19 protein-coding genes are annotated in these 20,401 nt (G+C 70.1%); 11 read left to right on the plus strand and 8 right to left on the minus strand.

Features of this window, described 5'->3' with window-relative positions:
* Nucleotides 1–85: 85 nt before the first annotated feature.
* Nucleotides 86–853, minus strand: coding sequence for a siderophore-interacting protein (locus tag AB0O65_RS01725; RefSeq protein ID WP_363382525.1), 768 nt, complete (start codon nt 851–853; stop codon nt 86–88).
* 85 nt (nt 854–938) lie between these two features.
* Here AB0O65_RS01725 and AB0O65_RS01730 point away from each other — a divergent pair, with 85 nt between their 5' ends.
* The 4 genes from AB0O65_RS01730 to AB0O65_RS01745 are packed head-to-tail and all read left to right on the plus strand — an operon-like array spanning nt 939 to nt 4,803.
* The gene (locus AB0O65_RS01730; RefSeq protein WP_363382528.1) at nt 939–1,931 is read left to right on the plus strand and encodes an ABC transporter substrate-binding protein; all 993 of its coding nucleotides are present in this window, start codon (nt 939–941) and stop codon (nt 1,929–1,931) included.
* A gap of 52 nt (nt 1,932–1,983) precedes the next feature.
* Nucleotides 1,984–3,000 carry an iron chelate uptake ABC transporter family permease subunit gene (locus AB0O65_RS01735; protein WP_363382530.1) on the plus strand — a complete coding sequence of 339 codons (1,017 nt, stop codon included), beginning with the start codon at nt 1,984–1,986 and terminating at the stop codon, nt 2,998–3,000.
* A gap of 46 nt (nt 3,001–3,046) precedes the next feature.
* Complete coding sequence (locus tag AB0O65_RS01740) at nt 3,047–4,051, plus strand: iron chelate uptake ABC transporter family permease subunit (RefSeq protein ID WP_313479435.1); 1,005 nt, start codon at nt 3,047–3,049, stop codon at nt 4,049–4,051.
* Nucleotides 4,048–4,803: an ATP-binding cassette domain-containing protein gene (locus AB0O65_RS01745; RefSeq protein ID WP_191712152.1), complete on the plus strand. Its 756-nt coding sequence runs from the start codon at nt 4,048–4,050 to the stop codon at nt 4,801–4,803. The genes AB0O65_RS01740 and AB0O65_RS01745 overlap by 4 nt, the downstream gene beginning before the upstream one ends.
* A 154-nt stretch (nt 4,804–4,957) precedes the next feature.
* On the opposite strand, the gene AB0O65_RS01750 is transcribed toward AB0O65_RS01745, so the two are convergent.
* Both AB0O65_RS01750 and AB0O65_RS01755 read right to left on the minus strand, forming a co-directional pair.
* Entirely contained in the window at nt 4,958–5,899 is a 942-nt protein-coding gene (locus AB0O65_RS01750) for a DNA-3-methyladenine glycosylase 2 family protein (protein WP_313479007.1), read from the minus strand.
* A gap of 177 nt (nt 5,900–6,076) precedes the next feature.
* Nucleotides 6,077–6,766 (minus strand): winged helix-turn-helix domain-containing protein, encoded by a 690-nt coding sequence (locus AB0O65_RS01755; RefSeq protein ID WP_071644779.1) that lies wholly within the window; start codon nt 6,764–6,766, stop codon nt 6,077–6,079.
* A gap of 328 nt (nt 6,767–7,094) precedes the next feature.
* Here AB0O65_RS01755 and AB0O65_RS01760 point away from each other — a divergent pair, with 328 nt between their 5' ends.
* From AB0O65_RS01760 to AB0O65_RS01770, 3 genes are all read left to right on the plus strand, one after another.
* On the plus strand, nt 7,095–7,403 hold the full coding sequence (locus AB0O65_RS01760; RefSeq protein WP_313479004.1) for an N-acetyltransferase: 309 nt from the start codon (nt 7,095–7,097) through the stop codon (nt 7,401–7,403).
* Nucleotides 7,404–7,496: 93 nt separating this feature from the next.
* The gene (locus tag AB0O65_RS01765; RefSeq protein WP_363382534.1) at nt 7,497–8,657 is read left to right on the plus strand and encodes an exonuclease SbcCD subunit D; all 1,161 of its coding nucleotides are present in this window, start codon (nt 7,497–7,499) and stop codon (nt 8,655–8,657) included.
* Entirely contained in the window at nt 8,657–11,674 is a 3,018-nt protein-coding gene (locus AB0O65_RS01770; protein ID WP_363382536.1) for an SMC family ATPase, read from the plus strand. Before AB0O65_RS01765 ends, AB0O65_RS01770 begins: the two co-directional genes overlap by 1 nt.
* Here the strand turns inward: AB0O65_RS01770 and AB0O65_RS01775 are convergent, their stop codons facing one another.
* Nucleotides 11,675–12,232 carry a nucleoside phosphorylase gene (locus AB0O65_RS01775; RefSeq protein WP_071645014.1) on the minus strand — a complete coding sequence of 186 codons (558 nt, stop codon included), beginning with the start codon at nt 12,230–12,232 and terminating at the stop codon, nt 11,675–11,677.
* A gap of 49 nt (nt 12,233–12,281) precedes the next feature.
* On the opposite strand from AB0O65_RS01775, the gene nadE reads away from it, so the two are divergent.
* The 3 genes from nadE to AB0O65_RS01790 all read left to right on the plus strand — a co-directional run bounded on the left by nadE (nt 12,282) and on the right by AB0O65_RS01790 (nt 16,953).
* Nucleotides 12,282–13,100, plus strand: a complete 819-nt coding sequence (nadE, locus tag AB0O65_RS01780; RefSeq protein ID WP_363382539.1) for an ammonia-dependent NAD(+) synthetase — start codon at nt 12,282–12,284, stop codon at nt 13,098–13,100.
* Between the two features lie 78 nt (nt 13,101–13,178).
* The gene (locus tag AB0O65_RS01785; protein WP_363382541.1) at nt 13,179–16,700 is read left to right on the plus strand and encodes a TM0106 family RecB-like putative nuclease; all 3,522 of its coding nucleotides are present in this window, start codon (nt 13,179–13,181) and stop codon (nt 16,698–16,700) included.
* A gap of 106 nt (nt 16,701–16,806) precedes the next feature.
* Nucleotides 16,807–16,953 carry a hypothetical protein gene (locus tag AB0O65_RS01790; RefSeq protein WP_256221174.1) on the plus strand — a complete coding sequence of 49 codons (147 nt, stop codon included), beginning with the start codon at nt 16,807–16,809 and terminating at the stop codon, nt 16,951–16,953.
* Between the two features lie 104 nt (nt 16,954–17,057).
* Here the strand turns inward: AB0O65_RS01790 and upp are convergent, their stop codons facing one another.
* The 4 genes from upp to AB0O65_RS01810 all read right to left on the minus strand — a co-directional run bounded on the left by upp (nt 17,058) and on the right by AB0O65_RS01810 (nt 19,471).
* Nucleotides 17,058–17,690: a uracil phosphoribosyltransferase gene (upp, locus tag AB0O65_RS01795; protein WP_071645016.1), complete on the minus strand. Its 633-nt coding sequence runs from the start codon at nt 17,688–17,690 to the stop codon at nt 17,058–17,060.
* 9 nt (nt 17,691–17,699) lie between these two features.
* On the minus strand, nt 17,700–17,849 hold the full coding sequence (locus AB0O65_RS01800) for a hypothetical protein (protein ID WP_177243889.1): 150 nt from the start codon (nt 17,847–17,849) through the stop codon (nt 17,700–17,702).
* Between the two features lie 94 nt (nt 17,850–17,943).
* Nucleotides 17,944–18,399, minus strand: coding sequence for a tRNA adenosine(34) deaminase TadA (gene tadA / locus AB0O65_RS01805; protein ID WP_071645017.1), 456 nt, complete (start codon nt 18,397–18,399; stop codon nt 17,944–17,946).
* Nucleotides 18,400–18,499: 100 nt separating this feature from the next.
* Nucleotides 18,500–19,471, minus strand: coding sequence for a cation diffusion facilitator family transporter (locus AB0O65_RS01810; RefSeq protein ID WP_071645018.1), 972 nt, complete (start codon nt 19,469–19,471; stop codon nt 18,500–18,502).
* A 79-nt stretch (nt 19,472–19,550) separates the two neighbouring features.
* Between AB0O65_RS01810 and proC the strand changes: the two genes are divergently transcribed.
* Nucleotides 19,551–20,390 carry a pyrroline-5-carboxylate reductase gene (proC, locus tag AB0O65_RS01815; RefSeq protein ID WP_313478984.1) on the plus strand — a complete coding sequence of 280 codons (840 nt, stop codon included), beginning with the start codon at nt 19,551–19,553 and terminating at the stop codon, nt 20,388–20,390.
* Nucleotides 20,391–20,401: the final 11 nt, after the last annotated feature.

Genomic DNA, 20,401 nt, shown 5'->3' on the forward strand with positions numbered 1-20,401 from the left:
GGAGCCGCTGGTCGGTCGGCTCCGCATGTTCCGAACAGACGTCGGGCGGGGGAGAGCACGTCTCGCCGAACGGGCCAGGCACGGCTCAGTGCGGGGCGTGGTACTCCGCCTCGTCGCGCTTCCAGTAGCCCTTCACAACGGCCTTCGACACGTCGACGCCCCAGCGGGCGAGCAGTGCGCGGCCCGGCTTGACGATCTGCTGCTCGGCGGCGATGAACACGAAGGGGTCGGCGCCCACGGCATCCGTCTCGTCGAGGGTGTCGAGGAAGGCGATCAGCGATGAGCCCGCCAGCGCGTTGCCGCGATGCAGCCACTCGACGGCTACCGGCGCGTCGATCTCGACCTGGTCGGCATCCGAGACGACCTCGACGACGATGCGTGCCGGCGCATCGGCGGGGATCATCGCCGCGAACCGCCGGATCGCCGGGATCGCGGTCTCGTCGCCGACCAGCAGCCACGAGTCAGGCGTACCGGTCAGCACGGCAGAGCCGCGCGGTCCGCCGACGCCCACGAACGAGCCGATCGGAGCGGATGCCGCCCACCGGGCGCCCACGCCCTCGCCTCCGTGCACGGCGAACTCGACGTCGAGCCAGTCCTCACCCCACACGAGCGGGGTGTACTCGCGGCTCGGCGAGGCGCGCAGCTCGTCATCCGAATCGGTCGGTTCGGATGCGAAGAACAGGCGCATGTGGTCGTCGGCGCCAAGCGATGTGAAACCGGCGAGCTGGTCGCCGGTCAGCCGGACGCGCACGTAATCGGGGGCGAGCCACTCGCGCGATGCGAGGGCCGCGGCACGGAAGCGCAGATCGAGTCCCTGGCGTTGGATCGAGAAACCTGATTTCACATCGCTCATAAAGTGAGGCTAACCTAAGTCGCGGTGACAGTGAGTTCACCATCGCGCAGCCAGCGCATCACCCCACGCAGAACAGGAGCTCTCCATGCCCGTGCCCCGAATCCTCGGCGGAACCGCACTCGGTCTCGTCAGCGTCCTCGCCCTCGCCGGCTGCGCCGCAGACCCCGCTGCCGAAGCCGACGAGGCCGCGCCCACGAGCGGCACGGTCACCGTCGAGGACAACAACGGCACGCACAAGATCGCCACCCCGCCCACGTCTGTCGTCGCCACCGACAACCGCACCTTCCAGACGCTCAGCGACTGGGGCATCGAACTCGCCGCCGGCGCGGTCACCCTCATGCCCACGACCGTGGGATACAAGACCGACGAGAGCATCATCGACCTCGGCAGCCACAACGAACCCGACCTCGAGTCGGTCGTCGCCGTCGAACCCGACCTGATCATCAACGGTCAGCGCTTCACGCAGCACCACGACAAGCTCGCGAGCCTGGTGCCCGACGCGACCATCCTCGAGCTCGACCCCCGCGAGGGCGAGCCCTTCGATGACGAGCTCAAGCGTCAGGTCACCGTGCTCGGCGAGGTGTTCGGAAAGCAGAAGGAGGCGCAGCAGCTCGTCGACGACTTCGACGCCGCTGTGGCCCGCGTCAAGGACGCCTACGACGACGCGGACTCGGTCATGGCCGTCACCACGTCCGGGGGCGAGATCGGCTACATCGCCCCGAGTGCCGGCCGCACCCTCGGTCCGATCTTCGACATCCTGGGTCTCAGCCCCGCGCTCGAGGTCGACGGCGCCACCGACGACCATCAGGGTGACGACATCTCGGTCGAGGCGATCGCGAAGGCGGACCCCGACTGGATCCTCGTCATGGACCGCGATGCCGTGTTCGCCGACCAGGAGCCGAACTACGTGCAGGCGGCCGAGATCCTCGAGAACTCCGAGGCGCTGGCATCCGTCACCGCTGTCCGGAGCGACCAGATCGTCTACATGCCCACTGACACGTACCTCAACGAGGGCATCCAGACGTACACGACCTTCCTCAACGACTTCGCCGACGCGCTCGAGAAGTCCGCGAAGTGACATCAGCGCGGTGGCGTCCGGCCGATCCCGGATGCCACCGCGCCCTCGCACCATGACACGCACACGTCCCCTCTCCGAGCCCGCCCCGGCTCCCGCCCCACGCCCGGGTGCGGCGACCCGCGGGCGCCTCTTCGACGGCAAGCTGCTGATCGGTGTCCTCGTCGTCGCCGCCCTGCTCGTCGCCTCCCTGCTCACCGGCGTCTACGACATCTCCGGCAGTCCCGACGGCGCCGATATGTTCCAGATCACCCGCATCCCGCGCACCATCGCCCTCGTGCTCGCGGGTGCCTCGATGGCCATGGCCGGGCTCGTCATGCAGCTGCTCACGCAGAACCGCTTCGTCGAGCCGACCACGACCGGCACCACGGAATGGGCGGGCCTCGGCCTGCTCACGGTCATGGTGCTCGTGCCGCAGCCGTCGCTGCCGCTGCGCATGGCGGGCGCCGTCATCGCGGCGTTCATCGGCACGATGATCTTCTTCCTCTTCCTGAAGCGGGTGTCGCTGCGATCGTCGCTCATCGTGCCGATCGTCGGCATCATGCTCGGCGCGGTGGTCGGAGCCGTATCGACCTACCTCGCCCTGGCCACCAACACGCTGCAGAGCCTGGGCGTCTGGTTCGCCGGCAGCTTCACCTCGGTGCTGCGCGGCCAGTACGAGATGCTGTGGATCGTCGCCGTGGTCGGCGTGATCGTCTTCGTCGTCGCCGATCGGCTGACCGTCGCCGGTCTCGGCGAGGAGATCGCCACGAACGTCGGGCTCGACTACGACCGCATCATGCTTCTCGGCACCGCACTCATCGCCGTCGTCACCGGCGTCGTCACCGTGGTCGTCGGCAACCTGCCCTTCCTCGGCCTGATCGTGCCCAACATCGTCTCGATGCTGCGCGGCGACGACCTGCGCAGCAACCTGCCGTGGGTGTGCCTGCTCGGCATCGGCATCGTCACGCTCTGCGACCTGATCGGTCGCACCATCGTGATGCCGTTCGAGGTGCCGGTGTCGCTGATTCTCGGCATCGTCGGCGCGGTCGTGTTCGTGCTCCTCCTGCTCAGGCAGCGTCGCCGTGCTTAGGCGGGTCGACCTGCTCGGGCGGGCGAACGTCGCGCAGCAGAGGCCGATGCGCGCCGCCGCCGGCTGGTTCGCGGATGCCCGTGCCCGACGTCGCTATCTGATCGCGCTGACGATCCTGGTCGTGCTCTCGGTCGGATTCGGCATCGGACTGCTCGCCTGGGACAACCCGATGCCGTTCGGCACGGACGGTTTCTGGCGCATCGCCGAGCTGCGCTTCACGAACGTGCTCGTGATGATCATCGTCGCCGTCTGCCAGGCGGTGGCCACCGTGAGCTTCCAGACCGTCGCGACGAACCGGATCGTCACCCCGTCGATCCTCGGATTCGAGTCGCTGTACCGGGCCGTGCAGACCTCGTCGGTCTACCTGTTCGGCATCGCGGGCCTGGTCGCCATGCAGGGGCTGCTGCAGTTCGGCATCCAGATCGCCGTCATGGTGGCCCTCGCGATGCTGCTCTACGGCTGGCTGCTCACCGGACGCTACGCCAACCTGCAGATCATGCTGCTGATCGGCATCGTGATCGGCGGAGGGCTGGGGGCGATCGCCACCTTCATGCAGCGGCTGCTCACCCCCAGCGAGTTCGACGTGCTCGCCGCGCGACTGTTCGGCAACATCTCCAACGCCGACGCGTCGTACCTCCCGCTCGCCGTGCCGCTGTGCGTCGTGGCATCCGTCCTGCTGTGGATGCGCGCCCGCCGGCTCAACGTGATGGCGCTCGGCGCCGACACCGCGAACGCGCTCGGGGTGAACCACCGGCGCGAGCTGATGATCACGCTCTTCCTCGTCGCCGTGCTGATGGCGACGTCGACGGCGCTGGTCGGGCCGATGACCTTCCTCGGGTTCCTCGTCGCGACGCTCGCGTACCAGTTCGCCGGATCGGACGATCACCGCCTGGTGTTCCCCATCGCCGCGCTGACCGCCTTCACCATCCTGTCGGGCGCGTACTTCGTGATGCGCAACGTGTTCTACGCGCAGGGCGTCGTCTCGATCATCATCGAGCTCGTCGGCGGCGTCGTGTTCCTCATCGTCATCCTCAAGAAGGGACGCCTGTGATCACCATCGAGAAGGTTCGCCGCGAGTATGCGACCGACGTCGCGATCGGGCCCGTCGACCTCGTCATCCCCGAGGGCGGCATCACGGCGCTGATCGGACCGAACGGGGCGGGCAAGTCGACGCTGCTGACGATGGTCGGACGGCTGATGGGGATGGATGCCGGATCGATCGCCATCGCGGGACTCGACGTCGCGTCGGCGAAGTCGGCCGATCTCGCGAAGGTCGTGTCGATCCTGCGTCAGGAGAACCACTTCGTGACCCGGCTGACGGTGCGCCAGCTGGTCGGCTTCGGCCGCTTCCCGCATTCGAAGGGGCGGCTGACCAGGGCGGATGAGGACGTCATCAGCCGCTCGATCGATTTCCTCGATCTCGGGATGCTCGAGCATCGCTACCTCGACGAGCTGTCGGGTGGGCAGCGTCAGCGGGCGTACGTCGCGATGGTGCTCGCGCAGGACACGGATGTCGTGCTGCTCGACGAGCCGCTGAACAACCTCGACATGAAGCACGCCGTCACGATGATGGCGCAGCTGCGCCGCGCCGCCGACGAGCTCGGCCGCACGATCGTGATCGTGCTGCACGACATCAACTTCGCCGGACACTACGCCGACCGCATCTGCGCCATGAAGGACGGCCAGGTCGTCGAGTTCGGCACGCCCGCCGAGATCATGACCGACGAGGTGCTCACGCGCGTGTTCGAGACGCCCGTGCAGGTGATCGACGGCCCGCACGGACCCCTCGCCGTGTATTACTGACGCGCTCCCCGTGTGGTGTCCCGGGCAGATGTCGGCGAGAATCACGGATGTCGGTCCGAACCGCTTGTTTCCGCCGACATTCGTGCGGTCCGCCGACATCCGTGCCGCGGCACGCCGGCACCCCTTCCGGAGGGCGCGGATGACGGCACCGTCGTCAGCGGTCGCGGTGATCCTCGGGGGCGAGGCGGGCGCCGCGGCGCGGCTCCCGTGACCCGGACGCCCAGATCAGGCGGACGATGCGCTGGCGATGCCCGCTCCACGGGGCGAGCAGCTCGAGCATCCCGTCGTCATCGGTGCGGTGACCGGTGAGCGCGAAGCCGACCTCGTGCGCCAGGTGGTAGTCGCCCACGCTCACGGCGTCGGGGTCGCCGAGGGCCCGGATGCGCGTCTCGGCGGAGGTCCACACGCCGACCCCGGGCAGGCTCGTCAGCACTCGGTCCCTCTCTGCCCCGTCGATCGCGCGGAGCGTCGCGCGCTCGACGCTCGCGCCGCGGCGTGCAGCGGCGACGATCGTGCGCGACTGCGGCGGCTCGACGGCCGCGCGGTGCCACTGCCACGACGGGATGCCCCGCCACACCTCATGCGAGGGTGAGGCGAACATGGGTCGCGGCGTCGGGCCGGGCGCGCGCTCGCCGAAGCGGGTGACGAGATACCGCCAGGCGCCGAACGCCTGCATGCCGGTGACCTTCTGCTCGATGATCGCGCATGCGAGGGCGTCGAAGACGCGGTCGGTGCGGGCCATCCGGATGCCCGGATGCCGCCGCGCCACGTCCTCGAGCTGCGGATGCCCGATGACGAAACCGTCATCATCGTCGTCGGCGCCGCACAGCCGCGGAACGACGTCGATGGCCTCATCAGCACCCGGGCCCCAGGCCGAAGCGTGGATCCCGTCGGAGCCCTGACGAAGGCAGAGCGTGGCGATCCCGGCATCCGTCCGGAAGGCCATCCAGATCCGGCCGCCGTCGATGACCATCGTGGGATCGCCGCCGCCACGTCGCAGCATCCCGACCGTGCGGCCGAGATGGAGCGGATGCGGCGGACGATAGACGGACTCGCGCGCCGGTGCGGGCGCGGCGGCATCCGTCATCAGGGTCATGCAGGAACTCTACGTGCCGTCCCTGACATCTCCTCCGGGATGAGTCTCTCTGGCCGGCGACACCCCCCCATCTGCTGCCGACACCCCTGTCTGCGTACGGTCTTATCCGGGGGGGGGGGGGGGGTGTCGGCGGCAAGTGGGGGTCTCGGCGAAAGGGTCGACGGCGGAAGAGGTGGATCAGAAGCGGTCGGGCGAAGGCGTGCCGTGGCCGTAGCGGATCGACACGTCGGCGTGACGGTCGAAGCGGTAGCCGACACCGCGCACGGTGCGCACGATGTCCTCGTGGCGGCCGAGCTTGGCGCGCAGGCGACGCACGTGCACGTCGATGGTGCGCTCGCCGGGCGCCTCCTCGTCGGTGGATGCCTGCCACAGGGCGGAGACCAGCTCGCTGCGCTCGATGGTGCGGCCTTCGCGCAGCACCAGGTACTGCAGCAGCTCGAACTCCTTGTACGTGAACGAGGCCGATTCGCCGTCGAGCAGCACGCGCTTGCGGGAGATGTCGACGACGACGCCCGATTCCTCGTCCTTCTCCTCCTCGACGGCGGCGTTGGCACGGGCGATGGCGCCGGGCTCGTGCAGGGCGAGGCGCACGACGTCGAGGTCGCGACCACCGGCCGACTGCGGAGCCAGGGCGACGGTGGCGTGCGTCTCGGCGGTCGGAGCGAGTTCCGCGAGCGTGCGGCGCAGTGCGTCGACGAGCACGGGGAGGCTGACCCCGGCGGATGCGGCCTTGATCTCGTCGATGCCGACGTAGAGGGCAAAGCCGCGCGGCGAGCGGACGGACGGGAGGTCGGCGGCGGCGTCTGTGGGCGAGACGACGCGGACGGGGGCGGTGACGGGACGCTCGAGGAGGGCGGTGTTCGACATGATGATGGTTCCTTGCGTGAGCCGAGGGATGCGTTGCACGAATGACCGGGCGGAGCCGGTGGGGTGATGAGCGCGAAGGGTGGGCGCTCAGAGACTCGTCCCTCAGATCGAGGAGAATTCAGCGAGTCGGACTGGGTGGTTGCGCCTTAGCAACACATTCGGCAACACATGCCAACGCGACCGGGCATCATCATCCCGGCAGTCCCGTTCGCCTCCTGGGCGGACAGAGGGCTTGCGTTGGTGGTCATGGGGGCGATTATTTCCCACCGAGACGTCCCATGTCAAAACGTGACAATCCAGCGGACGAAATACGACGTAACGTTGTGGGGTGAGTTCAACCCCCGACGCCGCTGATTTCGTGTTCCTGGATGAGACGGATGCCTCCCGCTGGGCGCTCACGAGAGACGGCGAGCTGCTGAGCGTGCTGGACTACCGCGACGATGGCACGACCGTCGCGATGACCCGCGCGTTCACGATCCCGACGCATCGTGGCCACGGGTACGCCGCACGTGTGGTGGCGGGCGCTGTCGCCCAGATCGAGGCGCGCGGCGACCGCCTGATCGACCCGGTGTGCTGGTACGTCGCCGACTGGTTCGACGCGCACCCCGACAAGCAGCATCTGCTTCGGCGACGCTGACCCGATCGACACTCGCGGCCGGCTGCCCGCGCGGGTGAGCCCCGCGCGGCACGCCTCGAACGCGATGTCGGAGGCCCCGCATACCGTGTGGGTATGCGCATCCTGCACACCTCCGACTGGCACATCGGCCGCACGTTCCACGGGCATTCGACGCTCGAGGCGCTGGCCGAGGTGCTCGACGCGCTGGTCGCGCAGGTGCGTGAGCACGCGGTCGACGTGGTTATCGTCGCGGGCGATGTGTTCGATTCGGCCACGCCGGCGGCATCCGCGTACACGCTTCTCGACGATGCGCTGCTGGCGCTGCATGAGACCGGCGCCACCGTCGTCATGACGAGCGGCAACCACGACTCAGCCGCCCGGCTGGGGTTCCACTCCCGTCTGCTGCGCGACGGCATCCACGTGCTCACTGATCCGCTCGCGATCTCGACCCCCGTCACCGTGCACGACGAGCACGGCCCGGTGCACTTCTTCGGCATCCCGTATCTCGAGCCGGCGATCGTGCGGCAGCACTGGATCGACGACGAGCGCGCGCTGCGCACTCAGGCGCAGGTGATGCAGCACGCCATGGATCTGGTGCGCGAGGGCATGGCGATCAACGCCGGTCGATCGGTCGCAGTCGCACATTGCTTTGCCGCGGGCGTCGAGGTGACCGCAGGGCTCGAGCGCGAGGTGCGCCAGGGCGGTCTCGACATGGTGCCCCTGGCCGGCCTCGACGGCCCCGATTACGTGGCCCTCGGGCACATCCACGGCCGCCAGCAGCTGAGTGACCGGGTGCGTTACTCGGGCGCGCCGCTGCACTACAGCTTCGGCGAGCAGCACAAGCAGCGCGGCTCGTGGCTGGTCGACCTCGACGCGCACGGCCTCGCGTCGGTCGAATGGCTCGATCTGCCCGTACCGCGCGCCCTCGTGACGCTCACCGGGCCGCTCGACGAGATCCTCAGCGACGACAACGCCGCCCGTCACTTCGATGACTGGGTGTGCGCGGTCTACACCGACGCCGTGCCGCAGCACGAGCCGATGCGGCGGCTGCGCGAGCGGTTCCCGTTCTGTGCGCTGGTGCAGCACCAGCCCGAGGGGGCGGATGTCGCCCACGAGCGCTCGTACACGCAGCGACTGCGCGCCGCGGTCAGCGACGCCGACCGCATCGAGGCGTTCCTCGAGCACGTGCGCGCTGGACAGGGAGCGACCGACCGCGAAGCCGAGCTGATCCGCGAGGTGCTCGATGACCGGGTGCGTGCCGAGGCGCTCGTCTGATGCAGCTGCATCGCCTCGAGATCGAGGGGTTCGGGCCGTTCCGCGAGCGCCAGAGCATCGACTTCGAAGCTTTCGCCGACGACGGCATCTTCCTGATCGCGGGGCGGACGGGCGCCGGCAAGTCGAGCATCCTCGACGCGGTCTGCTTCGGGCTGTACGGCGGAGTTCCCCGCTACGAGAAGGGAGGCGAGAGGCGGCTGCGCAGCGACCACTGCGAACCCGACGACATCACCGAGGTCGTCGTCGAGTTCAGCACGGTCGCCGGCCGGTATCGCGTCACGCGCTCGCCCGAGTATCAGCGACCGGCCAAGCGTGGCGGAGGGCTCACCAAGCAGGCGGCCGCGGTCTCGCTCGAAGAGCTCACGGAGGGCGGGTGGGTCGGACGCGCGGCTCGCGCGGTCGACGTCGCCAATGAGCTGAACGAGATCCTCCAGCTCACCCAGGAGCAGTTCTTGCAGGTGATCCTGCTGGCGCAGAACCGGTTCGCCGACTTCCTGCTCGCCGACAGCCGCGAACGCCAGGCGCTGCTGCGACGCCTGTTCGGCACCGACCGGTTCGCCGACTACCAGACCCGGTTCGACGAGCGTCGGCGCGAGGCCGAGCAGGCCCTCGGCGGCAGCAGGGCGATGGTCGACGCGCGACTCGACGAGGCCGAGCGGATCGTCGGCGACGCCGATCTGTGGGGTGACGACGCCGAGGCCGTCGCGGATACGACGGATGCCAGGGTCGAGCGTCTTCGTCGTGCGATCGCACGGGCCGACTACCGGGTCGAGCAGCTCGGAACCGAGCGCGCCGCCGCCGAGAAGGCGCTCGCCACGGCGGACGCCGCGCTCGCGCTGCTCAAAGAGCAGCGTCAGGCGCAGACCGAGCGCGATCGCGCCCGCTCGGCACTGGCGGCGCTGGACGCGCAGGCCGACCAGATCGCGGATGCCACGACGCGGCGTGATCGTGCTCGCGCAGCCGACGCGCTGCGCGCCCTCATCGTCGCCGCGACCAGGGCATCCGTCGATCGAGCCGCGGCAGCGCAGGCGGAGGAGGCGGCCGTCGCGAGCGCCGCCGGCCTCGTGCGGGCAGACCCGACGTCGCCCGGCGCGACGCCCGACCGGATGCGCGCCGCCGCCTACCGCGACCTCGCATCCGAGCGCACGCGCGAGAGCGGCGCCTGGCAGCAGGCCGCCGAGCTCGAGGCGGGCGCCGCTCGACGCGGCGCTCAGCTGACAGCCGCGCGCACCGCGGTGGACGCGGCATCCGCAGCTCTCGCCGCCCTCGACGCCGAGCACGAGGCGCTTCCCGCCCAGATCCGAGAGCTGACCTCCGAGCACGACCTCGCCCGACGCGGCGCGGACCGGCTCGACGGCGCGGCTCAGAGCGTCGCACTCGCCGAGAGGCAGCTCGCCGGCGCGCTCGACGTCGAGCGGCTGGGGGCGGCTGTCGCCGCTGCCGCTGCTGCGGAGTCCGCGGCATCCGACGCGCACACCCGCGCTCAGGCCGAGCTCGCGCACCTGCGGCGGCGCCGGCTCGACGGGTATGCCGGCGAACTGGCGAGCGCACTCGTCGACGGCGAGCCGTGTGCCGTGTGCGGCGCGACCGCGCATCCGGCCCCGGCCGCGCACGCCGACCCCGTGTCGGCCGACGACATCGAGGCCGCCGAGATCGCGCGAGACGCGGTGGCGGCAGCAGAGCGCGCCGCATCGCGTGCCCTCGCCGAGCGCACTGCCGAGCTCGCCGCCGCGCGGGAGCGCTCCGGCGGGCTCGGCGCCGACGACGCGCGTGCACGACTCGCCGTCGCCGTCGCCGCCCGCGATGCGGCCGAAGCCGACGTCGCTCGCTCTCGGGAGCTGAGTGCCAGGCTCGACGACCTGCATCGCGGCCTCGCCGACCTCGAGCAGCGCCGAGCGCAGGCATCCGACGCTCTCGCCTCATCCCGCACCGAGCTCTCCCTGGCCGAGCAGCGCATCGCCGACGCCGACGCGGCCATCGCACGTGCCCGCGGCGATCACGACACGGTCGCCGACCGGGTCGCCGAGGCGCACGAGCAGATCGCGATCGCCACGGCTGCGGCCGAGGCGATCGAAGCGCACGCCGACGCCGCCGGGCGTGACCATGCCGCCGGCGCCGAGCTCACCGAGGCGCTCGAGGCGTCCGTCTTCGCCGACGCCACCGAAGCCCAGCACGCGATGATCAGCGCGACCGAGCTGTCGGCTCTCGATGAGCGCATCACCGCCTATGCGGTCGACGTGAAGAAAGAGCGCGCGCTGCTGCTCGACCTCGAGATGCGCATGCTCCCCGAAGAGCCGATCGACCTCGCCCCCGCCGAGCAGCGGGCGCAGCAGGCTCGCGATGCCTGGCAGGGTGCGGTCGACGCCGACAGCCGCGCGCGCAGCGTGCAGAAGAGCCTCTCCGCGACCGTCGACTCCGCGGCGCACGCCCATGCGGCGTCGGCCGAGCAGGCAGCCGAGTTCGAGGTGCTCCGCGGGCTCGCCGACGCTCTCGCCGGCCGTTCGGGCAACACGCACAAGATGAACCTCGAGACCTTCGTGCTCGCCGCCGAACTCGAAGAGATCGTGTCCGCCGCGAACCTCCGACTGCACGACATGTCCGACGGTCGCTATCAGCTGCGCCACTCCGACGCGCTGGCCGCACGCGGCGCAGCATCCGGCCTCGGGATCGTCGTCTTCGACGCGTTCACCGGGCAGACCAGACCCGCCAAGTCGCTCTCCGGCGGCGAGACGTTCCTGTCGTCGCTCGCGCTCGCGCTGGGACTGGCCGAGGTGGTCACGGCCCGTGCCGGGGGCATCCGGCTCGACACGCTCTTCATCGACGAGGGGTTCGGCTCACTCGACGCCGACACGCTCGAGACGGCGATGCGCACCCTCGACGAGCTGCGTCAGGGCGGACGCACGGTCGGGGTGATCAGCCACGTCGAAGCGATGCAGGAGCAGATCCCCGCTCAGCTGCGCGTCCGCACCGTTCCTGACGGGCACAGCGTCATCGACGCACCGCGGCGCGCGGTCTGATCAGAGCGAGTACTCGCGGCGCATGTGCTCCCAGAGCTGCGCGCTGCACGCCGCGACGACGTCGTCCCACACCTGGGTCGCGCCGTCCTGCGCACGATCCGACACGATGCGCATCACCCGGATCGGCACGTCGAACTTCTGCGCCACCCAGATGAACGAGAACGTCTCCATGTCGACCAGCACGCCGCCGAGCCCGCGGATTCTCGCGACCGCATCGGCATCGTCGACGAAGATGTCACCCGTGGCGATGGTCACGCCATCCCGACCCGTCTCGACGCGCGAGGGCAGTGACACGTGCTGACCGATCACGCCGTCGAGGTCCTGCACATCGTGCTGGATCGCCGCGCTCACGTCGTAGATCCCCGACTCGACGGAGTCGTCCACCGCGCCGGCGGTGCCGACCACGACGATCTCGTCGTAGCGCGTCGCGTCGAGCGCGCGGGTCAGGCCGTACGCGGCCATCAGCTTCCCCGGGCCGGTGACCAGGCGGTCGAAGCCGGGAAGCTCAGCGGGGAAGGCCTGCAGTTCGGATGCCAGGGCGGCGACGAGAAGTCTCACGTCCCCATCCTCTCAGCTGGGGGAGACTGGTACCGACGAAGGAGGCGCCATGACCGTGCAGCAGCAGATCATCGAAGACCTGGGCGTGAAGCCCGACATCGACCCCGCGGGAGAGAACGAGAAGAGGATCGGATTCCTCGTCGACTACCTGCGCGCCACGGGCGCGAAGGGCTTCGTGCTCGGCATCTCGGGCGGGCAGGACTCCACCCTCGCCGGCCGCCTCGCCCAGCTCGCCGTGGAGCGTGTGCGAGCCGACGGGGGTGAGGCGACGTTCCTCGCGGTGCGTCTGCCGTTCCGCGTGCAGGCGGATGCCGCCGACGCGGAATCCGCGATCGACTTCATCGCAGCCGATCGCTCGGTGACGGTCAACATCCAGAACGGCGTCGACGGGCTCGAACGCGACCTCGAGGAGGGCCTCGGCGAGAGCATCTCCGACTTCAACCGCGGCAACATCAAGGCACGGCTGCGGATGGTGGTGCAGTACGCACTCGGCGGCCACGACGGACTGCTCGTGATCGGCACCGATCATTCCGCCGAGGCGGTGACCGGCTTCTACACGAAGTTCGGCGACGGGGCCGCAGACCTCGTCCCGCTCGCCGGGCTCAACAAGCGTCAGGGACGCGCGATGCTGAAACAGCTCGGCGCCCCCGAGCACCTTTACATGAAGGTGCCCACCGCCGACCTGCTCGACGGCATGCCCGGTCGCGCGGACGAGGACGAACTGGGGCTCACCTATGAGCAGATCGACGACTACCTCGAGGGCAGGCAGATCGACCCGGCCGCGGCCGGGATCATCGAGCAGAAGTACCGGGCATCCCGGCACAAGCGGCATCTTCCCGTCGCTCCCGCCGACGGATGGTGGCGCTGAGGACCGCCCTGAGCACCCGCGCCGGGTGATGTCCGAGCCTGCGGATAGTGTCGAAGGCAGGCAAGGGAGAGGGGCATCGTGCGGGTCATCGCAGCGGAGAACCGGGTCGTCTGGAGTGCCAGCGACCTGAAGCTGGCGGCGGAGTGCGAGTTCGCCTGGTCACGGGCTCTCGACGCGAAGCTCGGTCGCGTTCCCGCGGTGGAAGAGCCCGAGGACGCCACGCTCGAACGCGCAGCCCGTCTAGGCGACCGCCATGAGGAGAAGGTCCTCGCGAGGTACATCGGCGAGCTGGGGGAGTCCGTCGACGGCGGTCCCGGCGTGGTGGTGCTGCCGAAGGTGTCGTCGGCGGATGCCGGCGAGCTGGCCGCCACGGTCGACGCCACCGTGCGCGCCCTGCGCTCCGGTGCGTCATTGGTCTTCCAGGCCGCGTTCTCGACCCCGGAGTTCGTCGGATTCGCCGACTTCATCGCTCGCGACGAGCCGCTTCCCGGGGAGAGCGCCGGGCGCTGGCGTGTGCAGGACTCGAAGCTCGCCCGCACGGCGCGCGCGACCGCTCTGATGCAGCTCGGGGCCTATGTCGATCAGCTCGATCGGCTCGGCATCCCTCGATCCGACGAGGTCGACCTGATCCTCGGCGACGGCACGACGAGCACGCACCGCGTCGACGATCTGCTTCCGCTGTTCCACGTGCGCCGCGCTCGCCTGCGCAGTCTGATCGCCGATCGCCGGCTCGCCGACGGTGCCGCGGGCGCGCCACTGGCCTGGGGCGACGACCGCGGCGACCTGCAGGTCACCGCGTGCGGGCACTGCGCGACATGCGATGAGCAGGTGGCGGCGCACCGCGACCTGCTGATGGTCGCCCGCATGCGGCCCGTGCAGCGGCAGAAGCTGCGCGCGGCGGGCATCCACTCGATCGACGATCTCGCCGACGCCGCAGACGTGCCCGACGGGATGAACGCCGACACCTTCAGCGCGCTGCGCGCGCAGGCCCGGCTGCAGGCAGGGGCGCCGGCCGAGACCGGTGCTCCTCCGCCCTTCGAGCTCGTCTCGGCGAACGCCATCGGCATGATGCCCCGCCCCAGCCGCGGCGATCTGTTCTTCGACTTTGAGGGAGACCCGCTCTACACCGAAGCCGTCGCACCCGGTGACAGCCCGCGATGGGGCATCGACTACCTGTTCGGGTGGACAGACAACGCCGAGCAGTACTCGGCGCTGTGGGCGCACACCTTCGCCGACGAGAAGACCGCGCTGCTCGACTTCCTCGAGTTCGTGAAGCTGCGCCGGCAGACGCACCCCGACATGCACATCTATCACTACGCGCCGTACGAGACATCGCATCTGGCCGCGATGGCGGCGCGGCACGGGGCGGGAGAGGCTGACGTCGACCGGCTGCTGCGTGAGGGCGTCTTCGTCGACCTGTACCCGATCGTGCTGCGCTCGGTGCGCATCGGATCGCGCTCGTACTCGATCAAGAGACTCGAGCCGCTCTACATGGGCGACGAGGTGCGCACGAGCGACGTGCAGAAGGGCGACGACTCGATCGTCCGATACGTGCAGGCGCGCGAGCTGCGGGCATCCGGTCGGGATGCCGAGGCGCAGGCCATCCTCGATGACCTCGCCGACTACAACCGCTACGACTGCGTGTCGACCAGGCGACTGCGCGACTGGCTGATCTCGCTCGCGAGAGAGGCCGGAGTGGTGCCCGCTCCGCCGGACGACCCCGAGACCCGGGCCTACGAGCCCTCACCGCTGTCACTCGCGCTGCAGGCCGAGGCGACCCGCGCGGATGACGAGTCGGCCGCGGCGTCGTACCGGGTCGCGGCCGCGGCGATCGACTACCACCCGAGGGAGGCGAAGAGCTTCTGGCAGGGGCACTTCCAGCGCCTGCGCGAGCCGGTGTCGATCTGGGAGTCGACCCGCGACGTGCTGCGCGTCGACGAGGGCTCCAGTGGCGTCGACAGCGACTGGGCTGTCGACGAGGGTCGCCGAGCTCAGACCAGGCTCGTGCGCCTGCGCGGCGAGGTCGCCCCGGGCAGCACGCTGAACGTCGGCGGACGCCCGTTCGCGCTCTACGCAGTGCCCACGCCCTTCGACGTGCCCGCGCCCTCGCGCGTCATCCACGTGCCGCACGAGGTCGAGATCGTCGAGGTGCTCGACGACGGCTACGTGGTGCGCGAGCGCACCGTGCAGGGCCAGGTGTGGGATGAGCTGCCCGTCGCCCTCGCGCCGGCGGCGCCGCCGAACGTCCTCTCCCAGCAGGGCGCCATCGAGCAGTGGGCGGCATCGCTGCATCACGCGGCGCCGGACTTCCCGAGCGACGCCGCCACCGACATCCTGCGTCGCATTCCGCCGCGCACGACCTCCGGATCCCCTCTTGCGTCGGTCGAGAGCAGCGGCGACGTCATCGACGCGATCATCCGCAGCGTGCTCGACCTCGACGACAGCTATCTCGCGGTGCAGGGCCCTCCCGGCACCGGGAAGACCTACACCGGCTCGCACGTGATCGCTCGGCTGGTGCGCGAGCACGGATACCGCATCGGGGTCGTCGCGCAATCGCACGCCATCGTCGAGAATCTGCTCGAACGCGTCGTGGCCGCCGGCGTGCCGGCGGCGCAGGTGGCGAAGGCCCCGAAGGATCCGGATGCCGCCGAGCCCGCGTTCACCGTCATCCGCAAAGACGGCATGGCCGCCTTCCTCGCCGAGCACGCCCACCACGGGGCTGTCGTCGGTGGAACGGCGTGGGACTTCAGCAACACCCGGCGCGTCGAGCGCAACGGCCTGGACCTGCTGGTGATCGACGAGGCCGGGCAGTTCTCGCTCGCCTCCACCATCGCGGTCGCGGCGGGAGCGAAGCGGCTGCTGCTGCTCGGCGACCCGCAGCAGCTGCCGCAGGTCAGTCAGGGCACGCATCCCGAGCCGGTGAACACGTCGGCACTCGGCTGGGTGATGGACGGCTCGTCGGTCATCGATCCGCGGTACGGCTACTTCCTCGCCGAGTCGTGGCGCATGCATCCCGCCGTCGCCGCGCCCGTCTCGCAGCTGTCCTACGCGGGGCGGCTGGCCTCGGCTGCAGGAGCGGAGCGGCGCATCGTCGAGGGTGTCGAGCCGGGCCTGCACGTCGTGCCGATACGCCATCGCGGCAACTCCACCCAGTCGGCCGAGGAGGCCGCCGAGGTGGTGCGCATCGTGCACGGTCTCATCGGCCGCACCTACGTCGACGGCATGCGCGACGACCCGCCACGCCCGCTCGAGCAGCGCGACATCATCGTCGTCGCTCCGTACAACGCGCAGAAGCAGCTCGTCCACGACGAGCTGTCTGCGGCGGGATACGGCGATGTCGCCGTCGGCACCGTCGACAACTTCCAGGGGAAGGAGGCGGTCGTGTCGGTCACGTCGCTCGCCGCGTCCAGCGGACGGGACGCCCCGCGCGGGCCGGAGTTCCTGCTGCTGCAGAATCGACTCAACGTCGCCATCTCCCGGGCGAAGAGCGTCGCCTACCTGGTGCACTCGCCTGCACTGCTCGACGACCTGCCCTGGACTGCTGAGGGCGTCGCGCGCTTGAGCGCCTTCGCGCATCTCGTCGGCGCCGACCGCGAGTGATGGGCGACGCCGTGCACGCTGTCGACGACATCCTTCGTGCCTCTTCGTTCGCCTCTGGGGCGCTGCCACCCTCTCCGAGTCGCGGGGGAGAGGGGCCTACCGAGCGGTGCTGGCCGAACGGCTGCGGCTCGGCGCGGAGTTCGGCGCGACGACCGCGCTCGTCAAGGGTCGCATCGCCACCTCCGCGCCGATCCTCGCCCGTGCGGGATTCCAGCACTTCGGTGATGAACGCGGCTACGTGCTCACCGTCTGAGGCGAGAAGCCACTTCTCGCGTGGGAAACCCGCACCCGACCGGTTTCGGATGCGGGATGTGGTCTCTCAGTGGCGTCGACCGGCGCGGTGACCGCCGACGCGTGTCAGACCGTGCCGTAGAGGCGGTCGCCGGCGTCGCCGAGCCCGGGCACGATGTAGCCCTTCTCATTCAGGCGCTCGTCCAGCGCGCCCAGCACGAGGGTCACATCGGCGTCGCCGACCATCTTCTCGATCGCCGCGACACCCTCGGGGGTGCCGAGCAGGCAGATCGCGGTGACGTTCTTCGCACCGCGATCGAAGAGGAACTGGATCGCCGCGGCCAGCGAGCCGCCGGTGGCGAGCATCGGATCGATGGCGAAGCACTGCCGGTCGCTGAGGTCGTCGGGCAGTCGCTCGGCGTAGGTCGTCGGCTCGAAGGTCTCCTCGTCGCGCACCATGCCGAGGAACCCGACCTCGGCGGTGGGGATCAGCTTGACCAGGCCCTCGAGCATCCCGAGACCCGCGCGCAGGATCGGCACCACGATCGGGCGCGGCTCGGCGATCTTCACCCCCGTCGTCGTCGTGACCGGGGTCTTCACCTCGATCGGTTCGACCTTGACGTCACGCGTCGCCTCGTAGGCGAGCAGCGTCACCAGCTCCTCGGTCAGCTGACGGAAGACCGGAGATGAGGTCCTCTCATCCCGCAGCACGGTGAGCTTGTGAGTGATGAGCGGGTGATCGGCCACATGAACGCGCATGGGTACAGATTACTTGCCGACCGTATGCGCACCAGCACGGGCGGCGCGGCGCTTCTTCTCGGCGGCGTTGATGCGCTTGGCGTTCGCCGCCACGACCACCGATCCGATCAGAGCCGGAAGCGTCATCAGCATGATCACGAGTGCGGGGCTGTTGTCCATGTCTTCACGCTACGGGCGCGCGGGCGCTTCATCATCCCTCTCACGGGGGAGTTCCCGGCTCCGCCGGGCGGCGGATGGATGCGGCGGGTGCCGCTCAGCGCCGTGTCTCGAAGAACGCCCGCAGCTGCGCCGTCGCCTCGTCGGCCCGGATGCCCCCGACGACCTCAGCGCGATAGGGCAGGCGCCGGTCGCGCAGCACGTCGTACATCGAACCCGCCGCGCCCGCCTTGTCGTCCCAGGCGCCGAACACGACGCGGCCGATGCGGGCCTGCAGGATCGCGCCCGCACACATGATGCACGGCTCGAGGGTCACCACGAGGGTGTGCTGCTCGAGGTTCCACACGCCGTGCTTCTCGGCGGCAGCGCGCAGCGCGATGATCTCGGCGTGTGCGGTCGGATCGTGCGTCTGCTGGCGGAGGTTGCGCCCTTCGCCGATGACGGCGCCGCGGGCATCCAGTACCACTGCCCCCACCGGCACGTCGCCGGCTGCACCCGCCTCGGCGGCGAGCACGAGGGCACGACGCATCGCATCGAGGTCCGCGGCGGTCATGGATGCGAGCCTAGCCTCCGGGCGTCGGCAGGTCCCATCTGGTCGCATCGAGCGGGGTGAGGCGGCCATATGGGCCGACTGGCCGAAGCGGCCGAGAGGATCAGTCCGACGACGGGAAGACGAACGCGTCGGTCGAGGGCTCGGGATCGAGCGCCGGCCGGTACACGTCGGGCTCGAGGTAGATCACGCGGGCGGCGGGAACGGCATCCCGGATCCGGCTCTCGATCTCGTCGATGTCGGCGGCCGCCTCGCGCACCGTCTTGTCGGACGTGAGGGCGATCTTCGCCGCGACCATCAGCTCGTCGGGACCGAGGTAGAGGGTCTTGATGTGGATCAGCTTCTCGACGTCGGGACCACCGACGATGGCGTCGACGATGCGGTCGTGATCCGCGCGGCTCGCGCCCTCGCCGATGAGCAGGCTCTTCGTCTCGATCGCCAGGACGATCGCGATCGCGATCAGCAGCAGACCGATCATCAGCGTGCCCAGCGCATCGAACAGCGGGTCGCCGGTGATCAGCGTGAGGCCCACCCCGAACAGGGCGAAGGTCAGGCCGACGAGCGCACCGGTGTCCTCGAGCAGCACCACGGGCAGCTCGGGAGCCTTCGACCGGCGGATGAACGAGACCCACGACTGGCCGGGCTCGCGCACGGCGTTGCTCTCGCGCACGGCGGTGCGGAGCGACATCGACTCGAGCACGATCGCGACCAGCAGCACCGCCAGCGGCAGCCACCACCACGTCTGGTCGATCTCGTGCGGGTCGACGATCTTGTTCACGCCCTCGTACACCGCGAACAGGCCACCGAGCGAGAACAGGATGATCGACACGACGAAAGCCGACACGTACCGTTCGCGGCCGTACCCGAACGGGTGCGAGCGGTCCGCCTCCTGGGCGGCCCTGCGGTTGCCGAGCATGAGGAGCAGCTGGTTGCCCGAGTCGGCCACCGAGTGGATCGCCTCGGCGAGCATCGACGCCGACCCGGACAGCGCCCACGCGAGGAACTTCGCGAGGGCGATGCCCAGGTTCGCAAGGAAAGCCGCGATGATCGCCTTGGTGCCGCCGGATGCGCTCATGGCCCGAGTCTACGACGGCGACGCCCGCGTCTCACGGGTGGCTCGGCGCCTCGCCGGATGCGCTCGTAGGATGGGCGGCATGGCCGATTCCCTCCCCGCACTCGCCTTCCTCGGAGCAGGTTCGATGGGAGGTGCGATCCTGCAGGGCGTCGTCGCGTCCGGCGCCCCAGTCGACGGGGGGATCGTCGCGACCAACCGCACGCGAGAGAAGGCGGATGCCCTGGCATCCCTCGCCGGGGTGACCAGCATCGCGCTCGACGAGAACCCCGCCGGCAACACCGAGGCGGTCGCCGCTGCGCGCATCATCCTCGTGGGCGTCAAGCCGGCCATGGTGCCCGACCTGCTGCGCGAGATCGCGCCGGCGCTGCGCGACGACGCGATCGTGGTGAGCCTCGCCGCCGGCGTCACTCTCGCGACCTTCACCGCGGTGCTCGGCGAGAAGGTGCACACGGTGCGCTCGATGCCCAACACCCCCGCGACGGTCGGCCGAGCCGTGACCGGCATCGCCGGCGGCCCCGCGGCGACCGACGACGACATGGCGCTCGTGCGCGCGCTGTTCGAGAAGGTCGGCGCGGTGATCGAGGTGCCCGAGTCGCAGATCGACGCGCTGTCGACCGTCTCGGGATCCGGCCCCGCCTACGTGTTCCTGCTGATCGAGAAGCTCACGGACGCGGCGCGCGGGATGGGGTTCTCGGATGCCGATGCCCGCCTCATGTCCGAGCAGACGTTCATCGGCGCCGCGGCCCTGCTCGCGGCATCCGGCGAAGACCCCGCCGAGCTGCGCCGTCGGGTCACCAGCCCGAAGGGCACCACCGAGCGGGCGGTGGCCGTGCTGCAGGATGCCCGGCTCGATGACGTCTTCGCAGAGGCGACGGCCGCCGCGCTCGCGCGCGCGAAGGAGCTGGCCGCCGGCGCCTGAGGCCTGGTGAC

Source organism: Microbacterium sp. NPDC077391, assembly GCF_040686955.1.
Lineage (GTDB): Bacteria > Actinomycetota > Actinomycetes > Actinomycetales > Microbacteriaceae > Microbacterium > Microbacterium commune.